Origin of the sequence: Pseudomonas sp. 67(2021) (assembly GCF_017491835.1) — a bacterium.
GTDB lineage: Bacteria > Pseudomonadota > Gammaproteobacteria > Pseudomonadales > Pseudomonadaceae > Aquipseudomonas > Aquipseudomonas atacamensis.
In genome coordinates, this window is the sequence record NZ_JAFGYL010000003.1 from 235259 (window position 1) to 258247 (window position 22989).

21 protein-coding genes and 2 tRNA genes are annotated in these 22989 nt (G+C 60.8%); 8 read left to right on the top strand and 15 right to left on the bottom strand.

Features of this window, described 5'->3' with window-relative positions; all coding sequences use genetic code 11:
* Positions 1–2 precede the first annotated feature (2 nt).
* Together J5M66_RS06650 and J5M66_RS06655 are read right to left on the bottom strand one after the other, a co-directional pair.
* A tRNA-Asp gene (locus J5M66_RS06650) sits at positions 3–79 on the bottom strand.
* Positions 80–98: 19 nt separating this feature from the next.
* Positions 99–174: transfer RNA gene (locus tag J5M66_RS06655), tRNA-Val, on the bottom strand.
* 159 nt (positions 175–333) lie between these two features.
* On the opposite strand from J5M66_RS06655, the gene rdgC reads away from it, so the two are divergent.
* The 3 genes from rdgC to sugE all read left to right on the top strand — a co-directional run bounded on the left by rdgC (position 334) and on the right by sugE (position 2798).
* Positions 334–1254 (top strand): recombination-associated protein RdgC, encoded by a 921-nt coding sequence (rdgC, locus tag J5M66_RS06660; RefSeq protein ID WP_024012190.1) that lies wholly within the window; start codon positions 334–336, stop codon positions 1252–1254.
* 143 nt (positions 1255–1397) lie between these two features.
* Complete coding sequence (locus J5M66_RS06665) at positions 1398–2363, top strand: bile acid:sodium symporter family protein (protein WP_041479525.1); 966 nt, start codon at positions 1398–1400, stop codon at positions 2361–2363.
* Positions 2364–2483: 120 nt separating this feature from the next.
* Positions 2484–2798 carry a quaternary ammonium compound efflux SMR transporter SugE gene (gene sugE, locus J5M66_RS06670; protein ID WP_122612539.1) on the top strand — a complete coding sequence of 105 codons (315 nt, stop codon included), beginning with the start codon at positions 2484–2486 and terminating at the stop codon, positions 2796–2798.
* A 113-nt stretch (positions 2799–2911) separates the two neighbouring features.
* On the opposite strand, the gene J5M66_RS06675 is transcribed toward sugE, so the two are convergent.
* From J5M66_RS06675 to J5M66_RS06685, 3 genes are all read right to left on the bottom strand, one after another.
* Positions 2912–4783, bottom strand: coding sequence for an MFS transporter (locus J5M66_RS06675; RefSeq protein WP_207807428.1), 1872 nt, complete (start codon positions 4781–4783; stop codon positions 2912–2914).
* A gap of 96 nt (positions 4784–4879) precedes the next feature.
* Positions 4880–6031: a TDT family transporter gene (locus tag J5M66_RS06680; protein WP_207807429.1), complete on the bottom strand. Its 1152-nt coding sequence runs from the start codon at positions 6029–6031 to the stop codon at positions 4880–4882.
* 115 nt (positions 6032–6146) lie between these two features.
* Positions 6147–7334 (bottom strand): MFS transporter, encoded by a 1188-nt coding sequence (locus tag J5M66_RS06685; RefSeq protein WP_207807464.1) that lies wholly within the window; start codon positions 7332–7334, stop codon positions 6147–6149.
* A 103-nt stretch (positions 7335–7437) separates the two neighbouring features.
* On the opposite strand from J5M66_RS06685, the gene J5M66_RS06690 reads away from it, so the two are divergent.
* Entirely contained in the window at positions 7438–7980 is a 543-nt protein-coding gene (locus J5M66_RS06690) for a TetR/AcrR family transcriptional regulator (RefSeq protein ID WP_207807430.1), read from the top strand.
* A gap of 211 nt (positions 7981–8191) precedes the next feature.
* Positions 8192–11662 (top strand): PAS domain-containing hybrid sensor histidine kinase/response regulator, encoded by a 3471-nt coding sequence (locus tag J5M66_RS06695; protein WP_136492240.1) that lies wholly within the window; start codon positions 8192–8194, stop codon positions 11660–11662.
* Between the two features lie 433 nt (positions 11663–12095).
* Here J5M66_RS06695 and rmuC read toward each other — a convergent pair whose 3' ends face one another.
* Complete coding sequence (gene rmuC, locus J5M66_RS06700) at positions 12096–13460, bottom strand: DNA recombination protein RmuC (RefSeq protein ID WP_166554593.1); 1365 nt, start codon at positions 13458–13460, stop codon at positions 12096–12098.
* Positions 13461–13635: 175 nt separating this feature from the next.
* The gene (locus J5M66_RS06705; protein ID WP_024012181.1) at positions 13636–13959 is read right to left on the bottom strand and encodes a hypothetical protein; all 324 of its coding nucleotides are present in this window, start codon (positions 13957–13959) and stop codon (positions 13636–13638) included.
* A gap of 911 nt (positions 13960–14870) precedes the next feature.
* Between J5M66_RS06705 and J5M66_RS06710 the strand changes: the two genes are divergently transcribed.
* From J5M66_RS06710 to J5M66_RS06720, 3 genes are all read left to right on the top strand, one after another.
* Positions 14871–15095 carry a hypothetical protein gene (locus tag J5M66_RS06710; RefSeq protein WP_016773719.1) on the top strand — a complete coding sequence of 75 codons (225 nt, stop codon included), beginning with the start codon at positions 14871–14873 and terminating at the stop codon, positions 15093–15095.
* A 271-nt stretch (positions 15096–15366) separates the two neighbouring features.
* On the top strand, positions 15367–15849 hold the full coding sequence (locus J5M66_RS06715) for a hypothetical protein (protein ID WP_024012180.1): 483 nt from the start codon (positions 15367–15369) through the stop codon (positions 15847–15849).
* Positions 15850–15995: 146 nt separating this feature from the next.
* Positions 15996–17267 (top strand): outer membrane protein transport protein, encoded by a 1272-nt coding sequence (locus tag J5M66_RS06720; protein WP_016773717.1) that lies wholly within the window; start codon positions 15996–15998, stop codon positions 17265–17267.
* A gap of 210 nt (positions 17268–17477) precedes the next feature.
* Here J5M66_RS06720 and J5M66_RS06725 read toward each other — a convergent pair whose 3' ends face one another.
* From J5M66_RS06725 to cobU, 8 genes are all read right to left on the bottom strand, one after another.
* Positions 17478–18038, bottom strand: coding sequence for a hypothetical protein (locus J5M66_RS06725; protein ID WP_071171497.1), 561 nt, complete (start codon positions 18036–18038; stop codon positions 17478–17480).
* 54 nt (positions 18039–18092) lie between these two features.
* Positions 18093–18215 carry a hypothetical protein gene (locus J5M66_RS27150; RefSeq protein WP_016773715.1) on the bottom strand — a complete coding sequence of 41 codons (123 nt, stop codon included), beginning with the start codon at positions 18213–18215 and terminating at the stop codon, positions 18093–18095.
* Positions 18212–19420, bottom strand: a complete 1209-nt coding sequence (locus tag J5M66_RS06730) for an MFS transporter (RefSeq protein WP_110601190.1) — start codon at positions 19418–19420, stop codon at positions 18212–18214. The genes J5M66_RS27150 and J5M66_RS06730 overlap by 4 nt, the downstream gene beginning before the upstream one ends.
* A gap of 52 nt (positions 19421–19472) precedes the next feature.
* Positions 19473–19877: a MarR family transcriptional regulator gene (locus J5M66_RS06735; RefSeq protein WP_064365418.1), complete on the bottom strand. Its 405-nt coding sequence runs from the start codon at positions 19875–19877 to the stop codon at positions 19473–19475.
* Between the two features lie 175 nt (positions 19878–20052).
* Positions 20053–20775 (bottom strand): adenosylcobinamide-GDP ribazoletransferase, encoded by a 723-nt coding sequence (locus J5M66_RS06740; RefSeq protein ID WP_207807431.1) that lies wholly within the window; start codon positions 20773–20775, stop codon positions 20053–20055.
* 1 nt (position 20776) lies between these two features.
* The gene (cobC, locus tag J5M66_RS06745) at positions 20777–21352 is read right to left on the bottom strand and encodes an alpha-ribazole phosphatase family protein (protein ID WP_073472668.1); all 576 of its coding nucleotides are present in this window, start codon (positions 21350–21352) and stop codon (positions 20777–20779) included.
* Positions 21349–22404, bottom strand: a complete 1056-nt coding sequence (gene cobT / locus J5M66_RS06750; RefSeq protein WP_207807432.1) for a nicotinate-nucleotide--dimethylbenzimidazole phosphoribosyltransferase — start codon at positions 22402–22404, stop codon at positions 21349–21351. The genes cobC and cobT overlap by 4 nt, the downstream gene beginning before the upstream one ends.
* Entirely contained in the window at positions 22401–22922 is a 522-nt protein-coding gene (cobU, locus tag J5M66_RS06755) for a bifunctional adenosylcobinamide kinase/adenosylcobinamide-phosphate guanylyltransferase (protein WP_130902176.1), read from the bottom strand. The genes cobT and cobU overlap by 4 nt, the downstream gene beginning before the upstream one ends.
* Between the last annotated feature and the right edge of the window lie 67 nt (positions 22923–22989).

Below are 22989 nucleotides of genomic sequence, written 5' to 3' on the forward strand. Positions count from 1 at the left end.
TATGGCGCAGCGGACGGGACTCGAACCCGCGACCCCCGGCGTGACAGGCCGGTATTCTAACCGACTGAACTACCGCTGCGCTAAACACTTGAAACGAATGGTGGGTGATGACGGGATCGAACCGCCGACATTCTGCTTGTAAGGCAGACGCTCTCCCAGCTGAGCTAATCACCCTTCGCTTCGGTGTGGCGCGCATTCTACGGAGCACCCCCACCTCTGGCAAGCACTTTTTTAAATAATTTTCCGAGGCCTTCCAAAGGCTTAGAGAAGGGTTGGCCTATGCCCCGGCGAAGACAATAATGCCCCCCTTTGTATAAAGGAGTGACTCGCCCCATGTGGTTCAAGAACCTGCTGATCTATCGCCTGACCCAAGACCTGCCTGTCGACGCCGAGGCGCTGGAAACTGCACTGGCGACCAAACTGGCGCGGCCGTGTGCAAGCCAGGAGCTGACCACTTACGGTTTCGTTGCGCCGTTCGGCAAGGGCGAAGATGCGCCGCTGGTGCATGTCAGCGGCGATTTCCTGCTGATCTCTGCGCGCAAGGAAGAACGCATTCTGCCGGGCAGCGTCGTGCGTGACGCGGTCAAGGAAAAGGTCGAAGAGATCGAGGCCGAGCAGATGCGCAAGGTCTATAAGAAGGAACGCGATCAGATCAAGGATGAAATCATCCAAGCGTTCCTGCCGCGCGCGTTCATTCGTCGTTCCTCGACCTTTGCCGCGATCGCGCCGAAACAGGGCCTGATCCTGGTCAACTCGGCCAGCCCGAAACGCGCCGAAGACCTGCTTTCGACCCTGCGCGAAGTGATCGGCACCCTGCCCGTGCGTCCGCTCACCGTGAAAATGGCACCGACTGCGGTGATGACCGAGTGGGTCACCACGCAGAAAGCCGCCGACGATTTCTATGTGCTGGACGAGTGCGAACTGCGCGACACCCACGAAGACGGCGGCATCGTCCGTTGCAAACGCCAAGACCTGACCAGCGAAGAAATCCAGCTGCACCTGAGCACCGGCAAAGTCGTCACTCAGCTGTCGCTGGCCTGGCAGGACAAACTGTCGTTCATGCTCGACGACAAGATGACCGTCAAACGCCTGAAATTCGAGGATCTGTTGCAGGATCAGGCGGAACAGGACGGTGGCGACGAAGCCCTGGGCCAACTGGATGCCAGCTTCACCCTGATGATGCTGACATTCGGCGACTTCCTGCCGGCACTGGTTGAAGCGTTGGGTGGGGAAGAGATGCCGCAGGGGATCTGACTCTGACGAGTATTTAACCTGTGGGAGCGAGCCTGCTCGCGAATGCGGTGTGCCAACAACATTAATGTGTCTGGCTCACCGCATTCGCGAGCAGGCTCGCTCCCACAATGTTTTGTGGTGTAACCAAAAATAAGGATCAAGCCATGCGCGCACTGGCTGCACTCAGCCGCTTTGTCGGCAATACGTTCGCTTACTGGGTTCTGATATTCGCCGTCGTGGCCTTTCTGCAACCGGCGTGGTTCATCGGCCTGAAAAGCGCGATCGTACCGCTGCTGGGTCTGGTGATGTTCGGCATGGGCCTGACCCTCAAACTCGACGACTTCGCTGCCGTCGCTCGCCATCCGTGGCGGGTGGCGCTGGGCGTGGTTGCGCATTTCGTGATCATGCCCGGTGTGGCGTGGTTGCTCTGCCAGGTGTTTCACCTGCCGCCGGAAATCGCCGTCGGGGTGATTCTGGTCGGTTGCTGCCCGAGCGGCACCTCTTCGAACGTGATGACCTGGCTGGCACGCGGTGATCTGGCGCTTTCAGTGGCGATTGCCGCGGTCACCACCCTGCTCGCCCCACTGTTGACCCCGGCGCTGATCTGGCTGCTGGCCTCGGCGTGGCTGCCGGTATCGTTCATGGAGCTGTTCTGGTCGATCCTGCAAGTGGTGCTGTTGCCGATCGTTCTCGGCGTGGTCGCGCAGCGGCTGCTCGGCGACAAGGTGCGGCATGCGGTGGATGTGTTGCCGCTGGTGTCGGTGGTCAGCATCGTGATTATTGTCACCGCCGTGGTGGCGGCGAGTCAGGCGAAAATCGCCGAGTCCGGCCTGCTGATCATGGCCGTGGTCATGCTGCACAACAGCTTCGGTTACTTGCTCGGCTACTTCACCGGGCGCCTGTTCGGCTTGCCGCTGGCGCAGCGCAAGTCGCTGGCACTGGAAGTCGGCATGCAGAATTCGGGGCTGGGCGCGGCATTGGCCAGTGCGCATTTCTCGCCACTGGCGGCGGTGCCGAGCGCGCTGTTCAGCGTTTGGCACAATATTTCCGGAGCACTGCTGTCGACGTACTTCCGGCGCATGAGCGAGAAGGAAGACCGCGACAACCTCGCGCAACGGGCTGCCGATTGAGGCTGAAAACTTGATCCCCGGGTTAATGCTCGTCAGTATATTGCGCAACGCGGGGACGACCCTGCGGCTCGATCGAGTCATTAATCTGGGGACGACCCCGTCAATCGATGGAGGTCCTGCATGTCCTGGATCATTCTGTTTTGCGCCGGCCTGTTCGAAGTCGGCTGGGCCGTCGGCCTGAAATACACCGACGGCTTCACCCGCCCGCTCCCCACCGCCCTCACCGTTGCCGCCATGGCCATCAGCCTTGGTTTGCTCGGTCTGGCGATGAAGGAATTGCCGCTGGGTACAGCCTATGCGATCTGGACCGGCGTAGGTGCGGTGGGCACGGTGATCGCCGGGATCATTCTGTTTGGTGAATCGATGGCGTTGGTTCGGCTGGTCAGTGTGGCGTTGATCGTCACGGGTTTGATAGGCCTTAAAGTCAGCGCTTAAGCCACTACCGCCTTCGCGAGCAGGCTCGCTCCCACATTCAACCGCGTTCCGTCATTGGAATACGGCCAACTGTGGGAGCGAGCCTGCTTGCGAAGGGGCCTTTAATACACCGACTATCTGACGGATCCGCGCAACTCCCCCACCAACACCTGCAACTTCGCCGGCTCCGTCCTTTCGGTAATCGCCGGCCCCGCCACCAGCGTCACCCGCGACCACAAGCGATGGAACAAGCCCTTGCTCGGATCGCGACTGAAGAAACTCCCCCACAATCCTTGCAACGCCAGCGGAATCACCGGTACCGGCGTCTCCTCCAGAATCCGCGTCACGCCGCCGCGAAACTCGTTGATCTCGCCATCGGCGGTCAATTTGCCTTCCGGGAAAATACACACCAGCTCACCGTCCTTCAGATATTGGGCAATGCGCGTGAAGGCTTTTTCGTAGATCTGGATATCTTCCTGGCGTCCGGCAATCGGAATCGCTCCCGCCGTGCGAAAGATGAAGTTCAGCACCGGCAGGTTGTAGATCTTGTAGTACATGACAAAGCGAATCGGCCTACGCACCGCCCCGCCGATGAGCAAGGCGTCAACGAACGACACGTGGTTGCACACCAACAGCGCCGCGCCCTCGTCCGGGATCGCTTCAAGGTTGCGGTGCTCGACGCGGTACATGGAATGGCTGAGCAGCCAGATCATGAAGCGCATGCTGAATTCCGGAACGATCTTGAAGATGTAGGCGTTGACGCCGATGTTCAGCAGCGACACCACCAGGAACAGTTGCGGGATCGACAGTTTGGCGACGCTCAACAACACGATCGAAACAATCGCCGACACCACCATAAACAGCGCGTTGAGAATGTTGTTGGCGGCAATCACCCGCGCCCGCTCGTTTTCAGCCGTGCGCGACTGGATCAGCGCGTACAGCGGCACAATATAGAAGCCACCGAAAATGCCCAGGCCAAGGATGTCGATCAACACCGCCCAGGTGTGCACGAAGCCCAGCACGGCAATCCAGCTATGGCCGGTGACGCTGTCCGGGATCCCACCGGAATGCCACCACAGCAACAGGCCGAACACGGTCAGGCCAAACGAGCCAAAAGGCACCAGTCCGATCTCGACTTTGCGCCCGGAGAGCTTCTCGCAGAGCATCGAACCCAGCGCGATGCCCACCGAGAACACGGTCAGGATCAGCGTGACCACGGTTTCGTCACCGTGCATCCATTCCTTGGCGTAGGCCGGGATCTGCGTCAGGTAAATCGCGCCGACAAACCAGAACCACGAGTTACCGACAATCGAGCGCGACACCGCAGGCGTCTGGCCCAGACCGAGTTTCAGCGTCGCCCAGGACTGGCTGAAGATATTCCAGTTCAGGCGCATTTCCGGCGACGAGGCCGCCGCGCGCGGAATGCTGCGGCTGGCCAGATAACCCAGCACGGCAATGCCGACGATCGCTGCGGAGACTACCGGCGCGTAGTGCTCGGACGACATCATGATCCCGGCGCCGATGGTGCCGGCGAGAATAGCCAGAAACGTGCCCATTTCCACCAGACCGTTGCCGCCGACCAGTTCATCGTCGCGCAAGGCCTGCGGCAGGATCGAATACTTCACCGGGCCGAACAACGCCGAGTGCGTGCCCATGGCGAACAGTGCCACCAGCATCAGCGACAGATGATCGAAGAGGAAGCCGATCGATCCTACGGCCATGATGGCGATTTCCGCGAGTTTGATCAGACGGATCAGCGCGTCCTTGGCGAATTTTTCCCCGAACTGCCCGGCCAGCGCCGAGAACAGGAAAAACGGCAGGATAAACAGCAGCGCGCAGAGGTTGACCCAGATCGAGCGATCGCCCTCGATGGTCAACCGATAGAGGATGGCGAGGATCAACGACTGCTTGAACACGTTGTCGTTGAACGCGCCGAGCGACTGGGTAATAAAGAAGGGCAAAAAGCGCCGGGTGCGCAACAGGTTGAACTGTGAGGGGTGACTCATCTTCCGTGTTTCCTGATGTTAGGTAGTGAGGCCTGGGTGCTTGTTATTGGATTCCCGCACCACGATCCAGGCCACACCTTACCTAAACTTTTCGGATTATTTCTTCAAACCTGCAATACACGGCGAGACAAACAGCTCGCCACGCCACGCGCCCTGCACGGTGCGCTTGCCGACGATCAGCCACATTGCCGCCAACAAAATCACCAGCGCCGTACCGAACACACTGAAAAATGTCAGGTTGAGGATACTTGCCAGTTTCAGCGTCGCCAGCGAATACACGCCCAATGGGAAGGTGAAGCCCCACCAGCCGAGGTTGAACGGAATGCCGTCACGCAGATAACGCACGGTGATCAACAGTGCCATCAACATCCACCACAGACCAAAACCCCACAGCGTGATCCCAGCGACCAGACCCAGGCCCGAAGCGATCTCACCGACACCGGGCAGACCATTCGCGGCAAAAATCGCTGGCGCCTCACCGCCCAACAGCAACATGCCCAGCGCACCGGTGCCGATCGGCCCCAGCGCCAGCCAGCTCGACGCGGCCATGTTTTCGTGGGGCAGTTTGTGCAAGGCCATGCGCAGCAACAGAATGGTGAGAATGCTGAACGCCACTGGCAGCGAGAATGCCCAGAGCACATAGCTGGTGGTCAGTGCGACGAGTTGTCCATGGGCGTCGGGCAGATGCGGCGCGAGCAGGCCACCGCTGGCCGCTGCCACTTCCGCTGCCACCACCGGCAGCAACCAGACCGCGGTCATCTGATCGATGCTGTGTTCCTGACGGGTAAACATCATGTACGGAATCAGCACACCGCAGGCCAGCGACATCGCCACATCGGTCCACCACAACACTTCAACGATATGAATGACCCCGTCGCCCCAGCGCGGCAGGCCGAACAACAGAAAGCCGTTAATGATCGTCGCCAGGCCCATGGGAATGGTGCCGAAGAACATCGACACAGTGGAATGTCCGAAAATCCGCCGCGCCTCGTCGAAGAACAAAATCCAGCGCGCAGCGTAAGCGACGGTAAACAGCGTGAATAACAGAATGTTGAACAACCACAGCCCCTCGGCCACGGCGCGCAACCCGGGAATGGCCAGCGGCAACTGGGCAAGCGCCAATGCCAGCACACCGGTACCCATGGTTGCGGCGAACCAGTTCGGCGTGAACTGGCGGATCACTTCACGAGGATGTTGAAGCTGACTGAAAGGTTTGTAGCCGGGGGTGACACTGTTGGGGCAAATCATCATGAACTCCTGTCCTCTGGTGAGGTTGAATCCATGGTAGATCCGAATCGAATATCGATATAACGGGTAATATCTCTAACTGTTATCTGTTTTGCAGATAAGCATCTACACGCACTTAATGAGCGCTGCAAACTCTGCCGGTCTGCGGACGCAGACTGAGCAGCAGCGCAGCAACGGCCAGCACGATCAACACAACGCCGTAGCCATCGGTGGTCGTCAGCAGTCCTAAGTTGCGCGCCAGATACCCGGCCAGCAACGCCGGCAAACAGAACGCCAGATAACTGAGCACGTAGTACGCCGACATCAACCCGGCTCGTTCATGCGGCAAGGCCAGCGGCACCAGGCTGCGCACCGCTCCGAGAAAGCCCGAACCAAAGCCGCAACCGGCGACCAGTGTGCTGAAGAAAAACAACGACAGACTGGCGCCATGCACGCCGAGCAGAATCAGCACTAGCCCAACCGGCAGCAAGCTCGCACCCAGCCGCAACGCCTGAGCGGCCGGACGATTGCGCATCATGAAAATCATCAACGCACCGGTCACGGTGAGCGCCGCGACCGTAGCGCCGCCGATCAGATTGGAGGTAGAACCAGTGGCCGTGCGCACCAATGACGGTGCCAGCGAGGCATAAAAACCACCGAGCGCCCAGGTTGCGGTGTTCAGCGGCAGCACGCGCCACAACGTTGAACGCGCTTGCATCGGCACGTGCAGGGTCGGTCGCAACGACGCCAGCGCCCCACCTTGCCGCGAAACACTCTCCGGCAGGCGCCAGACATACACGCCTTGCAACACAAACAGTGCCAACAGTAACCAGTAAGTCAGCTGTAACGGCGCCGGCGCGAATTCCGCCAGCAAGCCACAACCCAAACCGCCCAGAGCCATCCCGAGTAACGGCGCGACACTGTTGATCAGCGGCCCCTGCTGCCGGTCGGTGTCGAGCAGCGTTGCGCTCAATACGGCAGTGGCCATGCCGGTGGCGAAACCTTGCAGCACCCGTGCGCTGATCAACCACGACACGCTGTCGGCATAAATGAACAGCAGCATCGCCAGCGCATTGAGCAGCACGGCACTGAAGATCACCGGTTTGCGTCCGAGATGGTCGGAAAGCGAACCCACCGTCAGCAACGCCGCCAACAGACTGAAAGCGTAAACGGCGAAGATCAGCGTCAACATCGCTGCCGAGAAATGCAGCTGATCCTGATACAAGTGATACAACGGCGTCGGAGCGGTGGAAGCGGCGAGAAAACTGAGTAAGGTGATCGCCAGAAACCACAAGCTGGACCGGTGGGAAGCGACACTATTCAAGGGGCTGGTCATGGGCATACTCCGCAAAAGCTAATTTTTTGCTTTTGCGCAGCGTGCTACCGCCCAGCGCTTAAAGCAAATTCTTTGTGTTAAGGTCTGCCGCATGGCTATTAAAGAAGGTTTACGCCCCGGTGGCCGCAGCGCCCGGGTGCAGGAGTCGATTCATTCGGCGGTCAATGCGCTGCTGCAAGAGCAGGAACGTTCCACCGTGACCGTCCCGCAAATCGCCGCCCGCGCGGGGGTAACGCCGTCGACGATTTATCGACGCTGGGGTGATCTGGCGGCGTTGCTGGCGGACGTCGCCCTCGCCCGCATGCGCCCGGACAGCGAGCCGGCGAACACTGGCAGCCTGCGCGGCGATATCCGTGCGTGGGCCGAGCAGTATCTTGACGAGATGAGTTCAGAGGTCGGGCGCAACATGATGCGCGACGTGCAGGCCAGCGCTACGCCGGGCTATTGCGTGGCGATCATTGGTGCGCAGTTGCAGACCATTGTCGATCGCTATCCCGATGAGAAGGCGCCGAGTGTCGATCGCTTGATCAATCTGGTGGTGGCGCCGGTGGTGTTCCGGATTCTGTTTTCGGCCACGGCGCTGGAGATTGAAGAGCTCCATCGCCTGATCGATATTGCGCTGCGTCTGGACTGACGCGCTCGCTCCCACAAGGGAATGCATTCCAGAACGTGGGAGCGAGCCTGCTCGCGAAGAGGTCCGCCCGGTCACCACAAAAACCACACGGTACCCCGCCTGCGACACCCCGCCACGCCACGACCTTGGTCGACACTGACTAACCGCCGCGCCCGTGCGAGACTGTCCGCCCGGGCAGGAGTGCCGGGGAGTCATTTGTCGGGAGTGCTGCATGTCGTTGTCCACCGGGCTGATCGCCGTCGTTGCCCTGGCCTACATGGCCATCATGTTCGCTATCGCCTTCTACGGCGACCGTCGCAGCACGCCGTTGCCGCCACGGGTGCGCGCCTGGGTGTACAGCCTGTCACTGGCGGTTTACTGCACCAGTTGGACGTTCTTTGGCGCGGTCGGTCAGGCGGCGGAACAACTGTGGTCATTCCTGCCGATCTACCTCGGGCCGATCCTGCTGCTGGTCGGCGCGCCGTGGGTCCTGCAGAAAATGGTGATGATCAGCAAACAGGAGAACATCACCTCCATCGCCGACTTCATCGCCGCGCGCTACGGCAAGTCACAATCGCTGGCGGTGGTGGTGGCGCTGATCTGCCTGGTCGGCGTGTTGCCCTATATTGCCCTGCAACTCAAAGGCATCGTCCTTGGCGTGAACCTGTTGATCGGCGCCGGCGCCGATGCCATGGGCACCCGCGCTCAAGACACGGCGCTGATCGTGTCGCTGGTGCTGGCGTTGTTCACCATCGTTTTCGGTACGCGCAACCTCGACGCCACCGAACACCACCGTGGCATGGTGCTGGCGATCGCGTTCGAGTCGCTGGTCAAGCTGTTCGCCTTTCTCGCCGTCGGCGCCTTCGTCACGTACGGTCTGTATGACGGTTTCGACGACCTGTTCAATCAGGCAATGCTCGCCCCGCGCCTTGAGGCGTACTGGAAGGAAACCATCAACTGGCCATCGATGGTGGTGCAGACCGGCGTGGCGATGATGGCGATCATTTGCCTGCCCCGGCAATTTCACGTCACCGTGGTGGAGAACATCGACCCGCAGGATCTGCGTCTGGCGAAGTGGGTCTTCCCCGCCTATCTGGCTTTGGCCGCATTGTTTGTAGTACCGATCGCCCTTGCCGGTCAGATGATGCTGCCCAGCCACGTGCTGCCCGACTCGTTTGTGATCAGCCTGCCGCTGGCCCAGGCCCATCCGGCGCTGGCGATGCTGGCGTTTATCGGTGGTGCATCGGCAGCGACCGGCATGGTGATTGTCGCCAGCGTCGCACTGTCGACCATGGTCTCCAACGACATGCTGTTGCCGTGGCTGTTGCGCCGCAACAACGCCGAGCGCCCGTTCGAAGTGTTCCGCCAGTGGATGCTCTCGGTGCGCCGAGTGAGCATCGTGGTGATTCTGCTGCTGGCCTATGTCAGTTATCGCTTGCTTGGCTCGACCGCGAGCCTGGCGACCATCGGCCAGATCGCCTTCGCCGCGGTGACGCAACTGGCGCCGGCGATGCTCGGCGCGCTGTATTGGAAACAGGCCAACCGTCGCGGCGTGTTCGCCGGCCTCGCCACCGGCACCTTTCTGTGGTTCTACACGCTAGTACTGCCGATTGCCGCGCACAGTCTCGGCTGGTCGCTGGCGAGTTTCCCCGGGTTGGCGTGGCTGCACAGCAATCCACTGAACCTGCCGATCACCCCGCTGACTCAAGGCGTAGTGCTGTCGCTGGCCGGTAATTTCACCCTGTTCGCCTGGGTCTCGGTGCTCTCGCGCACGCGGGTTTCCGAGCACTGGCAGGCTGGGCGTTTCATCGGCCAGGAAATCAGCGCACGACCTAATGCTCGTTCGATGCTGGCGGTACAGATCGACGATCTGCTGCAACTGGCGGCGCGTTTTGTCGGCGAAGAACGCGCGCGGCAGAGCTTCATTCGCTTCGCCTACCGCCAGGGCAAGGGCTTCAACCCCAACCAGAACGCCGACAGCGAATGGATTGCCCACACCGAACGCTTGCTGGCTGGTGTCCTCGGCGCTTCTTCGACGCGCGCCGTAGTAAAGGCCGCCATCGAAGGTCGGGAAATGCAGTTGGAGGACGTAGTCCGAATCGCTGACGAAGCCTCGGAAGTGCTGCAATTCAACCGCGCGCTGCTGCAAGGCGCGATCGAGAACATCACCCAGGGCATCAGCGTGGTCGACCAGTCGCTGAAACTGGTGGCGTGGAACCGGCGTTATCTGGAGCTGTTCAACTACCCCGACGGCCTGATCAGCGTCGGCCGGCCGATTGCCGACATCATTCGCTACAACGCCGAACGCGGCTTGTGCGGCCCCGGCGAAGCGGAAGTGCACGTCGCGCGACGCTTGCACTGGATGCGTCAGGGTCGCGCGCACACTTCCGAACGACTGTTCCCCAATGGCCGGGTGATCGAGCTGATCGGCAACCCGATGCCCGGCGGCGGATTTGTCATGAGTTTCACCGACATTACCGCGTTCCGCGAAGCCGAACAGGCGCTGACCGAGGCGAACGAAGGACTCGAGCAACGGGTCAGCGAACGCACCCAGGAACTGTCGCAACTCAATGTCGCGCTCACCGAAGCCAAGGGCAATGCTGAGGCGGCCAACCAGTCGAAAACCCGTTTCCTCGCCGCCGTCAGCCATGACTTGATGCAACCGCTGAACGCCGCACGGCTGTTCTCCGCCGCCCTCTCTCACCAGAACGAAGGCTTGAGCGCAGAGGCGCAGCAGCTGGTGCAACACCTCGACAGCTCGCTGCGTTCGGCGGAAGACCTGATCAGCGATCTGCTGGACATCTCGCGCCTGGAAAACGGCAAGATCAACCCGGATCGCAAAGCGTTCGTCGTCAATGAACTGTTCGACACCCTCGGCGCGGAATTCAAGGCGCTCGCCCAAGAGCAAAAACTCACGTTCCGGGTGCGTGGCAGTCAATTGCGCATCGACAGCGACATCAAACTGCTGCGGCGGATTCTGCAGAATTTCCTCACCAACGCGTTCCGCTACGCCAAGGGTCCGGTGCTGCTGGGCGTGCGTCGGCGCGGTGGCGAGCTGTGCCTGGAAGTCTGGGATCGCGGCCCGGGCATTCCGGAAGACAAGCAGCAGGTGATTTTTGAAGAATTCAAACGCCTCGACAGCCACCAGACCCGCGCCGAAAAAGGCCTGGGCCTGGGTCTGGCGATCGCCGATGGCTTGTGCCGCGTGCTCGGGCATACCCTGCGCGTTCGCTCCTGGCCGGGGCGCGGCAGTGTGTTCAGCGTGACAGTGCCGATCGCCCGCACGCAAACGCCACCAGTTAGCGCGACGGTGGAACTGAACGGAAAACTGCTCAGCGGCGCGCAGGTACTGTGCATCGATAACGAAGACAGCATCCTGATCGGCATGAACAGCCTGCTGAGCCGCTGGGGCTGCCAAGTGTGGACGGCGCGCAATCGCGAAGAATGCGCAGCGATATTGAATGAAGGTGTGCGGCCACAACTGGCGCTGGTCGACTATCACCTCGACCACGGCGATACCGGCACAGAGCTGATGGCGTGGTTGCGCACGCGCCTGGGCGAGCCCGTGCCCGGCGTGGTCATCAGCGCGGATGGACGCCCGGAGACCGTGGCGCAAGTGCATGCGGCGGGCCTGGATTACCTGGCCAAACCGGTGAAGCCGGCGGCGTTGCGGGCGCTTTTGAGTCGGTTTTTGCCGTTGTAGAGAGTGATCTTGCAGACGCCTTCGCGAGCAGGCTCGCTCCCACAGAAAAGCAAAAGCAAAAGATCGCAGCCTTCGTCAGCTCCTACACAATGAGCGTTAGCTCGAGTGCTTTTGATCTTGATCCACCGGCGACGTCGGAAGGCTGAGCGGAGGGATTGATCCGGGCGTGGGAGCGCAGCGACCGTCTGGCGCAGCCAGACACAGCGCAAGGAGGTGCAGCGAAGCAAACCGGAGCCGCTGCGCCCGGATCGATCCCGGAGCGAAGGGACCCGAGCTTGCGAGGGCCGAACGCAGGAGCAAGCCTTTTGGGTTACCTTTTTGCTGGGCCGGCACTCCGGCGTTTGAAAAAGGTGACTCGCCGTAAGGGCGAAACCGCCAGCCGCCACGACCGCAGCAACGGATATGCCCCCAAAATCAGCCCAATAAACGACGCCTACTCAGGCAACTCAACCAACCCATCAACATCCGTCATCGCCCGCTCGAGCAAATCCGCCGGCAAGCTCTTGCTCGCCCGCGCACCGAGCAACTTCAACTGCTCACTGCGGCTGACCAGATTACCGCGCCCCTCTGTCAGCTTGTTGCGCGCCGAGCTGTAAGCCTTGTCCAGCTGCTGCAGACGATTGCCCACTTCGTCCAGATCCTGAATAAACAACACGAACTTGTCGTACAGCCAACCCGCGCGCTCGGCGATTTCCCGGGCGTTCTGGCTCTGCCGCTCCTGCTTCCACAGACTGTCAATCACCCGCAGCGTGGCCAGCAGCGTAGTCGGGCTGACGATCACGATATTGCGGTCGAAAGCGTCCTGAAACAGCGACGGCTCAGCCTGCAATGCCGCAGAAAATGCCGCTTCAATCGGTACGAACAGCAAAACGAAATCGAGGCTGTGCAAGCCTTCCAGACGCTTGTAATCCTTGCCGGCCAGACCTTTCACATGATTGCGCAGCGACAACACGTGCTGCTTGATCGCGACCTGCCCCAACGTGTCGTCATCAGCCGCAACATATTGTTGATAGGCCGTGAGGCTGACTTTCGAGTCGACCACCACCTGCTTGTCGCCGGGCAGATAAATGATCACATCGGGCTGGAAGCGCTCACCGTCCGGGCCTTTGAGATTGACCTGAGTCTGATACTCGCGGCCCTTCTCCAGACCCGCGTGCTCAAGAACCCGCTCGAGGATCAGTTCGCCCCAATTGCCCTGGGTTTTCTGGCCCTTGAGCGCGCGAGTCAGATTGGTCGCTTCGTCGCTCAGACGCAGGTTCAACGCCTGCAAACGCTCCAGCTCCTTGGCCAGCGAGAAGCGCTCGCGGGCTTCGGCCTGATAGCTTTCTTCAACGCGTTTTTCAAAGGACTGGATGCGCTCTTTCAACGGATCAAGCAACTGCCCGAGCCGCTGCTGGCTGGTTTCGGCAAAGCGCTGCTCACGCTCATCGAAGATCTTGCCGGCCAGCTCGGCGAATTGCGCGCGCAGTTCATCGCGTGAGCCTTGCAGGTCGTTGAGACGTTGTTGATGGCTTTCCTGTTGCTCTCGCAGTTCGGCGCTCAGCGAGGCAGCGTGGGCGTCCAGGCGGCGTAACTCAGCATCCTTGTTGGCGCGTTCGAGGTTCCAGGCGTGGGAGGCATCGCGGGCGTCGTCGCGCTCGATCTGCAGCAATTCGACTTCGCGGCGCAGGGCGGCGAGGTCTGCCTGTTTGGCGGCGTTGGCCTGGCCGAGATCGGCGATTTCATCGCGGCTCGCTTCAAGCTGCGCGGTGAGGCCGTCCTGGGCCAGTTGCGCCATGGCCAGGCGCTCTTCGAGCAAGGCCAGATCGGCCTGGGCATTGCTGGCCCGGCGTTGCAGTTGCCAGGCCAGCGCCAGCAGCGGCACCCCTGCTGCCGCAAGACCAAGCAATATGCTGGTCAAGTCCATAGCCATAGCGACTCCTGCCAATCGGATAAAGCCTGAAGGTTAACCAAGGTGTCTGGGCTTGGACAGCTCAGTCTTCGATCAGACCGAGTTCCTGCTGCGCGCGACGGTCACCGGCACGGGCGGCCTGACGCAGCAACTCCTGACCGATACGCCGGTCACGGGCATTGCCGCACTCCCGGCAAATCAATTGGCCGAGACGGCTCTGTGCAGCGACCACGCCTTCTCGGGCCGGTTGCTTGAGCAGACGGCCGGCCAGGTGCTTGGCGCTGGGACTGTCGCTCAGGCGCGGCGCATCGAGCAGCCATTCGGCAACACGCACGGAAAAACGCTTGGGAGCGGTAACAGAGGTCGGATTGGAGGTAACAGAGTCTGATACTGAGCGAAACTTCATAAAGCACTGCGGGACAGATCGGAAGGCGCGCCACTTTACTCTCTTTTTCTTACAGGTAAAGTCGAAAAAAACCCGGCACGCCCGTGCTAGAGCAAGCGCTAGGGACAATCCACAGAAGCTGTGGATAAGTCAGTGGACAACCGCTCTACGATCCCCGCAAAGCCTTATGGAATGGGGCTCGCAGTCAAACTGACGATTTTTTCACCAACAAAAAAAGACGATATTTTTCATTGACTTAAACTTTTGATACAGGCAGCGACTGGCGTCAGGATCGATGTGACAGTTGCGTTACGCTCTGCGCAACTAATGTGCACAAGTACCTGTGAGCCGGTTATATGCGTGCGCTTTTTCGGGTCATTTTGCGCAGCTGCGAGCGACCGAAAGGCTCTGCGAAAAGCACGCACGCCGACGGACGGTGCGACACGACCTTTCCCGGTGATCCTTTTTTTGGTCATGGGGTTTGCTTCGCCCGAACGGATCCGTTACTATCCGCGGCGTTAGTACCAAGCTGAAAGTCAATTCCGGTCGAACATCTCCCCACGGTCAACTTCCAACAGGAAGACATTGCCGAAAAAAGCGGGAACGACCCCTCGATGGTTTCCAGGTAAATCTTGCGACGACGCTGCCTTTGAACGAAAACAAAGGGCGTTGCGAAGAACACTTACTCTGACCGAACCAACCTGCAAATTGATCAGGATCTTCACCCCGGGCCCAGAACCTTTGCCCTCGCTGTGATGCCTGTCCTCCTAAGTACCTACCTGCCAGCCCAAGCGCGCACATTTATCAGCGCTTCAAACTGGCTGCTTTGTTCCAGTCGGGTTCTTCGTTCGATCAATGGTGATCAACGTTACTGGAACGTTTTAACGTTGCACGGTTCTTATCCGTGTCATTTGTAGGAACACCTAATAACTATGTCTACTCAAATCCAGACTCAGGATGCCATTCGCACCCTAACCAACGCTTTTGCTCCAATGAACTGCCTGATCATGGCCGCTCGCAAAGGCTGCTTCAGCTTCACCGTGGTCAATGAACACGGCATCGCTCGTCACAGCGAGCGTTTGTACCCCGATCAATACTCCAGCGCCGAACCGCTGCAGGCCGTGATCGAGCGTACCCGCCAGGCACTGGTTGCCTGAAAGCCGGACAGGCTGCAAAAGCAAAGCCCTGCTGAAAAGCGGGGCTTTTTATTGCCTGATATTTCACTTTTAGCGCTGCGCTTCTAAGCATGTTCCGATCTAACGCCCGGGATGCGATGGCGGAAATATTTTAAAAACAGGCCTTTACACGCTGAATATGACACTACACTTCAACTCAAGCGGCTTGACCCGCTTGCGGCGAGCCTGAGTCGATCCACTGCTGCCAAGGCCCCTTCAGGACTCGCCCTCAACAACAAGAACCGAGGGTGTTATGGGTATCGCTGCCAGCGAACTGTGCCGCTATGTGATCCGTCCCACACTGATTTATCTGGGACGCCACTGCGCAACTGCCGAATCCCTGCTGCTGGGTATCGCCGCCAGCCAGTCCGCCCTCGGGTCTGCCCTGCATGACCGCCGTGGCCACGGCCTCTACCGGATTGCCGAGCATCGCCATCAGGCCCTCTGGGACGATTATCTGGCGCTCGATCCGGAGCGCGCCAGCCTGGTGCGCGGCCTCGCCAGTCAGCATGCGTTCCTCAGCGGCCCGCATCTGGAACTGACCGTCAACCTGCGTTACGCCACGGCCATCGCCTGGCTGCTGGTAGAAGAACAAAACCCCACCCTCCCCGCTCCGACCGACCTGCTCGGCATGGCGCGTATCTGGCGCCAGACCTTTCAACCGCAAGGTCGTCTGCGCGACTTCACCTATGCCTGGCAAACCTGTGTTTCACCGCTGAATCAGGTCGCTTGCTGACCGGGCGGTTTCACAAGTTCTCGCATCAGGTCTCCATTTTGGTCGGATTGTCCTACAAAACCGCTCTAACTCAAGGCATACAGGCTATAGCGCTGGGACGAAAATGTTGGTAATTTTCGCCCCGGTGATCACCAGGAGTTCTAATAATGAAAAAAGTCATGCTCAAAACCACCCTTAGCCTCGCCGTTACCCTTGCCTCCACACAAATCTTCGCGGCAGGTTTTGCCCTCAACGAACAAAGCATCAGTGGGATGGGGACTGGTTTTGCCGGGCGATCTTCTTCTGCCGACGACGCAAGCACTGTTTATGGCAACCCGGCCGGCATGGCGCGCATCAAGCGCGAACAAGTCACCGGCGGTGTCGCCGTTGTCGATGCACACACCGATATCAGCAACGCCAGCTCCAGCCCTAACGGCGGTAGCAACAAAGGCGACATGGTGCCCTTCACCGCTGTACCTATGGGCTTCTATGTAAAACCGATCGATGACCACTGGGCATTCGGTCTCGGTGTGTACGTACCGTTCGGTCTGATCACGGATTACGAAAACGGCTTCGCCGGTCGTTACTTCGGCAGCAAGTCCGAAGTACAAGTCATCACTTTCCAGCCAACCGTCAGCTACGCCTTCAACGACAAGGTGTCGATCGGTTTCGGCCCGACCATCAACCGCATCGACGGCTCGCTGGAATCCAACCTGTCGATCACCCAGGCACTGCCGGACGGCAAGGTCAAGATCAAGGGTGACGATACCGCGCTGGGTTACAACGTCGGCTTGCTGGTCCAGGCCACCGACACCACCCGTGTCGGCCTGACCTACCACTCCAAGGTCGACTACAAGCTCGAAGGCGACACCAAGGTCAACTACAACGCTCTGGCGCTGGTGGGCGTTGGCGCCAACCAGAAGTACGACGCTTCGTTGAAGATCACCACGCCGGAATCCGTGGACCTGTCGGTCACCCAGGCAATCAACGATCGCTGGAACGTCTACGCCGGTACCACTTGGACCCGCTGGAGCCAACTGGACAAGATCACCGTAAAGAACTCCGGCGTGCAGCCTCTGCTGGCCGGTCAGTTCGGTTCGATCAACGAAGACCAGAACTGGCATGACTCCTGGGCGTACGCCGTGGGTACCTCGTACCAGTTGAACAAGGAATGGGTCCTGCGTACCGGTCTGACCTTCGACCAGTCGCCAACCAATAACGAAGACCGCTCGCCGCGTATCCCGACTGGCGACCGCACCATCTTCAGTATCGGTGCCGGCTGGAGCCCGACGGACGACCTGACCATCGACGTCGCGTACTCGTACCTGAAAGAAGAGTCGGTCAACATCCGCAACGAAAACGCGCGTGGCCAGACTTACGATGCCAAGTATGAAAACTCGGCAAACGGCTTCGGTGTCGGCGCGACTTACCGCTTCTGATGCACCGTGGCGAGGCTAACCCCTCGCCCACGAAAAAGCCCCGCACTCTTTACAGAAGCGGGGCTTTTTCATGTCTGCAACTTTTCACTGGAACGACTAAATCACCCCTGTGGGAGCGAGCCTGCTCGCGAAGGCGGTATGTTAGATGTTGATGTGCTAACTGACACATCGCTTCGCGAGCAGGCCCGCTCCCACAGAGAACAGCATTAATCAGGGCTTCAGCGGTTTGGAGGCAATGGCCTTTTCGATCGCCGCAATAAATTCCGGATCATCCGGTTTGGTCAAACTGGAAAAACTCGCCACCACCTTGCCCTGCCGGTCGACCACATACTTGTAGAAATTCCACTTCGGCGCATTGCTCTGCGCGGCCAGCACCTGGAACAGATGCGTGGCGTCGTCGCCGCGAACCTTCTGCGGCTCGGTCATGTTGAAGGTCACGCCATAGTTGGCGTAGCAGACCTTGGCGGTTTCGGCGCTGTCCTTGGACTCCTGCTTGAAGTCATTGGACGGCACGCCGAGCATCTCCAGCCCTTGCGCCTTGTAGCGCTTGTTCAGCGCCTCGAGGCCTTCGAACTGCGGGGCGAAACCGCAGAAGCTGGCGGTATTGACTACCACCAGCGGCTTGTCGGCGTACTGCTTGCACAGATCGATGGATTCCTTGGCGCGCAGCTTGGGCAGCGAGCCTTGCAGCAGCTCAGGACAATCGGCGGCCTGGGCCAGGCCAGTCAACGCCATCAGCAACGCGGGAACAGCACACCAGCGCATCAACATGTCGAATTTCCTTGGGCAGTCATCAGGCTTCGACGTTACTCGCCACGCTGCCATCTAGCAAATACTCATGCCCAACTGCATCAGCGCCAGACCACCGCGCTGCCAGCCCCACCACACCAGCGCCAACAGCGCCGCAGCCAGTGCGGCAACAACGACCCGCGCGCAGATCCGGCTCATGCTGCACTCGCCGCAGCTTGCAGGCGCGCCACCGGACGCTCGCGCACCGGCCAGTTCAGGGCCGCTGCCAGCAGGCTCAAGAGAACCGCCACTTGCCAGATCAAGTCATAACTCCCGGTACGGTCGTACACCACCCCGCCCAGCCAGCCACCAAGGAACGAGCCGAGCTGATGGAACAGAAAGACAATGCCACCGAGCATGGACAAATTGCGCACGCCGAACAATGTCGCCACCGTACCGTTGGTCAACGGCACCGTCGACAGCCACAGGAAACCCATGGCCATACCGAACAGGTACGCCGACATGGTCGTCACCGGCAACCACAGGAACAGCACGATCACCACCGCGCGCAGCAGATACAACGCTGTCAGCAGGCGCGGTTTGGACATGCGGCCACCGAGCCAACCGGCGGTGTAAGTGCCGAAGATATTGAACAGTCCGATCAACGCCAGCACCGTAGTGCCAACACTGGCGGGCAGATGCTGATCGACCAGATACGCTGGCAAGTGCACACCGATGAACACCACCTGAAAACCGCAGACAAAAAAGCCGAACGCCAGCAGCCAGAAACCGGAGTGCGAGCAGGCCTCACGCAGCGCTTCGGAAAGAGTCTGTTCATGGCCAAGCACCGGCAGCGGCTTGTCCTTGAGCATGCTCACCAGCGGCACAATCATCGCCACCAACAGGCCCAGCACCAACAGCGCGGCCGACCAGCCGAGCCAGCCGATCAGGCCCAGCGTGCCCGGCAACATCGCAAACTGGCCGAACGAACCGGCGGCGCTAGCGATACCCATGCCCATGCTGCGTTTCTCTGGCGGCACAGCGCGACCCACAACACCAAGAATGACCGAAAACGAAGTGCCCGAAAGACCGATACCGATCAGCAGGCCGGCACTCAGTGACAGAGTCACTGCCGAATCAGACAGGCCCATGCACACCAGGCCCGCTGCGTAGAGGATCCCACCGACCAGCACCACTTTCGCCGCGCCGAAGCGGTCGGCCAGGGCGCCGGTGAATGGCTGCGCCAGGCCCCAGATCAGGTTTTGCAGGGCGATGGCGAAGGCAAACACTTCGCGACCCCAGCCGAACTGCGCGCTCATCGGCGACAGGAACAGACCGAACCCGTGGCGCACGCCCAATGACAACGCCAGGATCAGCGCACTCCCCAGCAACACCCAACCGCACGTACGCCACATTGATGTCATTGTTATTCTCCAGTCGCGGGTATATACCCGCTTGAGCGCGAAAAAACCGGCGTCAGGCCAGTTCGTCGAGCAGTTTGAGCAAAGTTTCGCGCTTCTCGGCACCGAGACGGTCGATCAGCCGCTGTTGCGCCGCTTCCCACGCCGGCAATGCTGCTGCCAGGCGCTGCACGCCGGTTTCGGTGAGGCGCACGATACGGTTGCGCATGTCCTCGCCTTCGGCCAGCGTCACCAGACCTTCGCCCTCGAGCACGCGCAAGTTGCGCCCCAAGGTGCTGCGATCCAGGCCCATGGCCTCTGCCAGTTCGGAAATGCTCGGTTGCTCCAGCCGCTGCAGATTGCACAGCAGAGAATACTGGGCAACGTTGATCCCGAAGCCGTCGAGAGCGCCGTCGTAATGCCTGCTGACGCCACGCGCGGCGCGACGCAGGTTGGTGCACAAACACTGAGAAGGAAGCATGATGCGTGTATATACCCGCGAGTGTGTTAAATCAAGTTACAGATGAGTTTACTCTGCACATCATCGTTGCCGGTGAGGCCGCCTTCGCGAGCAGGCTCGCTCCCACAGGGGATTGCATTTCGAAGGTGGGAGCGAGCCTGCCCGCGAAGGGGCCGGCATCATCTCCGCAAATCCTTCAGACCAAAGCGAGCCCCACCAACACCCCCATCTCCAGCAATTCCAGCAACGCCCCCGCCGTGTCCCCGGTAGTCCCGCCCAACCGCCGCATCATCAAACGCCGCAGCCAGACAAACCCGACCAGCGAAATCAGCACCGCGCCAATACCCGCGATGAACACGCAGCCCAGCGCACTCAACCCCAGCACCCACCACCCCGCTCTACGCGGCAGATGATCGGCCAGTGCCTGACCCAAGCCGCCCGCACGCACATACGGCGTAGTCAGAAACAACCCCAACAGCGCCGCTCGCCCGAGTACCGGAACGATGATCAGCGCCAGGGTATGCCCTTGCTCGATCAGCGCCAGCAGCGCGGCAAATTTGAGCAACAGGACCAGCACCAGCGTGACGACCGCAATCGGCCCGCTGCGCGGATCTTTCATGATCGTCAGCGTGCGCTCGCGATCACCAAAACCGCCGAGCCAGGCATCGGCGCTGTCGGCCAGGCCATCGAGATGCAGCGCGCCGCTGAGCAATACCCACACGGTCAGCAACAGCGCCGCATGCAGCAACAACGGCGCGCCGGCCAACAACAGATTCAACGCGAAGAGGATCAGCCCGAACAGCAATCCCACCAGCGGATAAAACAGCAGCGAACGGCCGAGCTGGTGCGGCTCGGGCATGCCCGGCAGGCGAATCGGCAGGCTGCTGAGAAACTGCAAGGCGATCCACAGCGGCAACATCTCAGTGACCTTCCTTGAGCGCGCCGTCCGCAGCGACCGTTAGCGCAAACAGCGCGCCGTGGCCGACCTCGACATTGAGCAACTGTTCACGTGGCAGCTCTCGTGCCTGCGCCAGCAACAACCGCATCACGCCGCCGTGGCTGACCAGCAGAATCCGTTCACCGGCGTAAGCCGCATGTAACCGTCCGACCGCCGCCAACACCCGTGCGGAAAACGCGCTGACCGGCTCCCCCTGCGGTGGCGTGAAGCCATAGGGATCAGCCCAGAACAGCCCCAGCGCTTCGGCATCCGTCTCCATCAATGCCGCCGCGCTCTGCCCTTCCCAAGCGCCGAAATGCAGTTCCTGCAGATCCTTGTCCAGATGCACGGACAGATTCAGTTGCTCGCCGAGTTCAGCTGCGAAGCGCGCGCAGCGCTGCAATGGCGAACTGACGATACGATCCCACGGCCCGCCGTCGACCACCGCTGCACGCATCTGCGTCCAGCCGTTTGCGGTCAGCGCATCGTCGAGGCTGCCGCGCAAGCCGCCGCCGAGTTCCGTTTCGCCATGGCGCAGCAGATCCAGGCGCAGGCTCATGCCGGGCGATCCGCCACGGCTGCTTCGGCGAACGTCGCCATTTGCCCGTGCAGGTCACAGGCCAGACGCAACAACGGCACTGCCAACGCCGCGCCACTGCCCTCGCCCAGGCGGAGGCCGAGCTCGAGCAGCGGCTCGGCGCTCAAGGTTTCCAGCACATGGCGATGGCCCGGCTCGGCACCGCGATGGCCGAACAACAGCCACTGGCGACAGGCGGGATTCAAGCGCACCGCGACCAGTGCCGCGACCGTGCAGATGAAGCCGTCGACCAGCACCGCGATGCCTTCCTGCGCGCAGGCCAGATAGGCACCAACCAACGCGGCAATCTCGAACCCGCCGAGATTGAACAACGTCTGCAAGGCATCGCCACGCTGTGCGGCATGCAGCGCCAGAGCGCGTTCGATGACGTGCGCCTTGTGGCTGACGCCAGCGGCATTCAGCCCAGTGCCGGGACCGGTCAGGTGCACCACCGGGCAATCGAGCAAGGCACAGGCCAGCGCACTGGCCGCCGTGGTGTTGCCGATGCCCATCTCGCCGCCGATGTACAACTGGGTGCCGGCGGCTTTCGCGCGCAAGACGCTGTCGCGACCGGCCTGCAAGGCCGATTCGCCCTGCGCCTGAGTCATTGCTGCGCCCTGAGCGAAGTTCTCCGTTCCCGCGCCAATGTTCAGATGGCGCACGCCGGGCAGATTCAGCGCCGGATTCACCGTGCCCAGATCGACCACTTCCAGTTGCGCACCGAGCTGACGCGCCAGCACGCTGATCGCCGCGCCGCCGCTGACAAAGTTGAGCAGCATCTGCCCGGTGACTTCCTGCGGATAAGCCGATACGCCTTCGGCTACCACGCCATGGTCGCCAGCGAAAATCGCGATCCAGACTTGATCCAGCGTTGGCTTGAGCTGACCTTGCAGACCGGCCAGTTGCACGGCCACCGATTCAAGGCGCCCCAGCGAACCGGCCGGTTTGGTCAGTTGCTGCTGGCGCTCGGTCGCTTGCGCGATGATGTCCGGGTTCACGGTTTTGCACGGGTTCAGCCACCAGGTCGGGCTCATAACGCAGGTCCTTTCAAAGTCAGGGGCAGGCCGGCGACGGTCAGGACAACTCGCTGACAGCGCTCGGCCAGAGCTTGATGCAGCCAACCGGCTTCATCGACATAGCGGCGGGTCAATTCGCCCAGCGGCACGACACCCATTCCGGTCTCGTTGCTGACAAAAATGATTTCACCCGGCAACGACGCCAGGCAATCGAGCAAGGCTTCACGCTCGGCGGCGAGACGTTCGGTGTCGTCGAGCATCAGCAGATTGGTCAGCCACAGGGTCAGGCAATCGACCAGCAGGCAGCGCTCGGCGCCGGCGGATTCGCGCAGCACGCGGGCCAGTTCCAGCGGCTCTTCGATCAACGCCCATTCGACCGGGCGACGTGCGCGATGATGGGCGACGCGTTGATTCATTTCGCCGTCGAGCGGTTGGCTGGTGGCGATGTAGGTGACCGCCAGATGGCTGTCGCTGGCGAGTTTTTCCGCCAGACGACTTTTGCCGGAGCGGGCGCCGCCGAGGATCAGTTGGAGCATGGGTTCATCCAAAAATGTGTGGTAAGGCAACCGGCCCCTTCGCGAGCAGGCTCGCTCCCACCGTTGA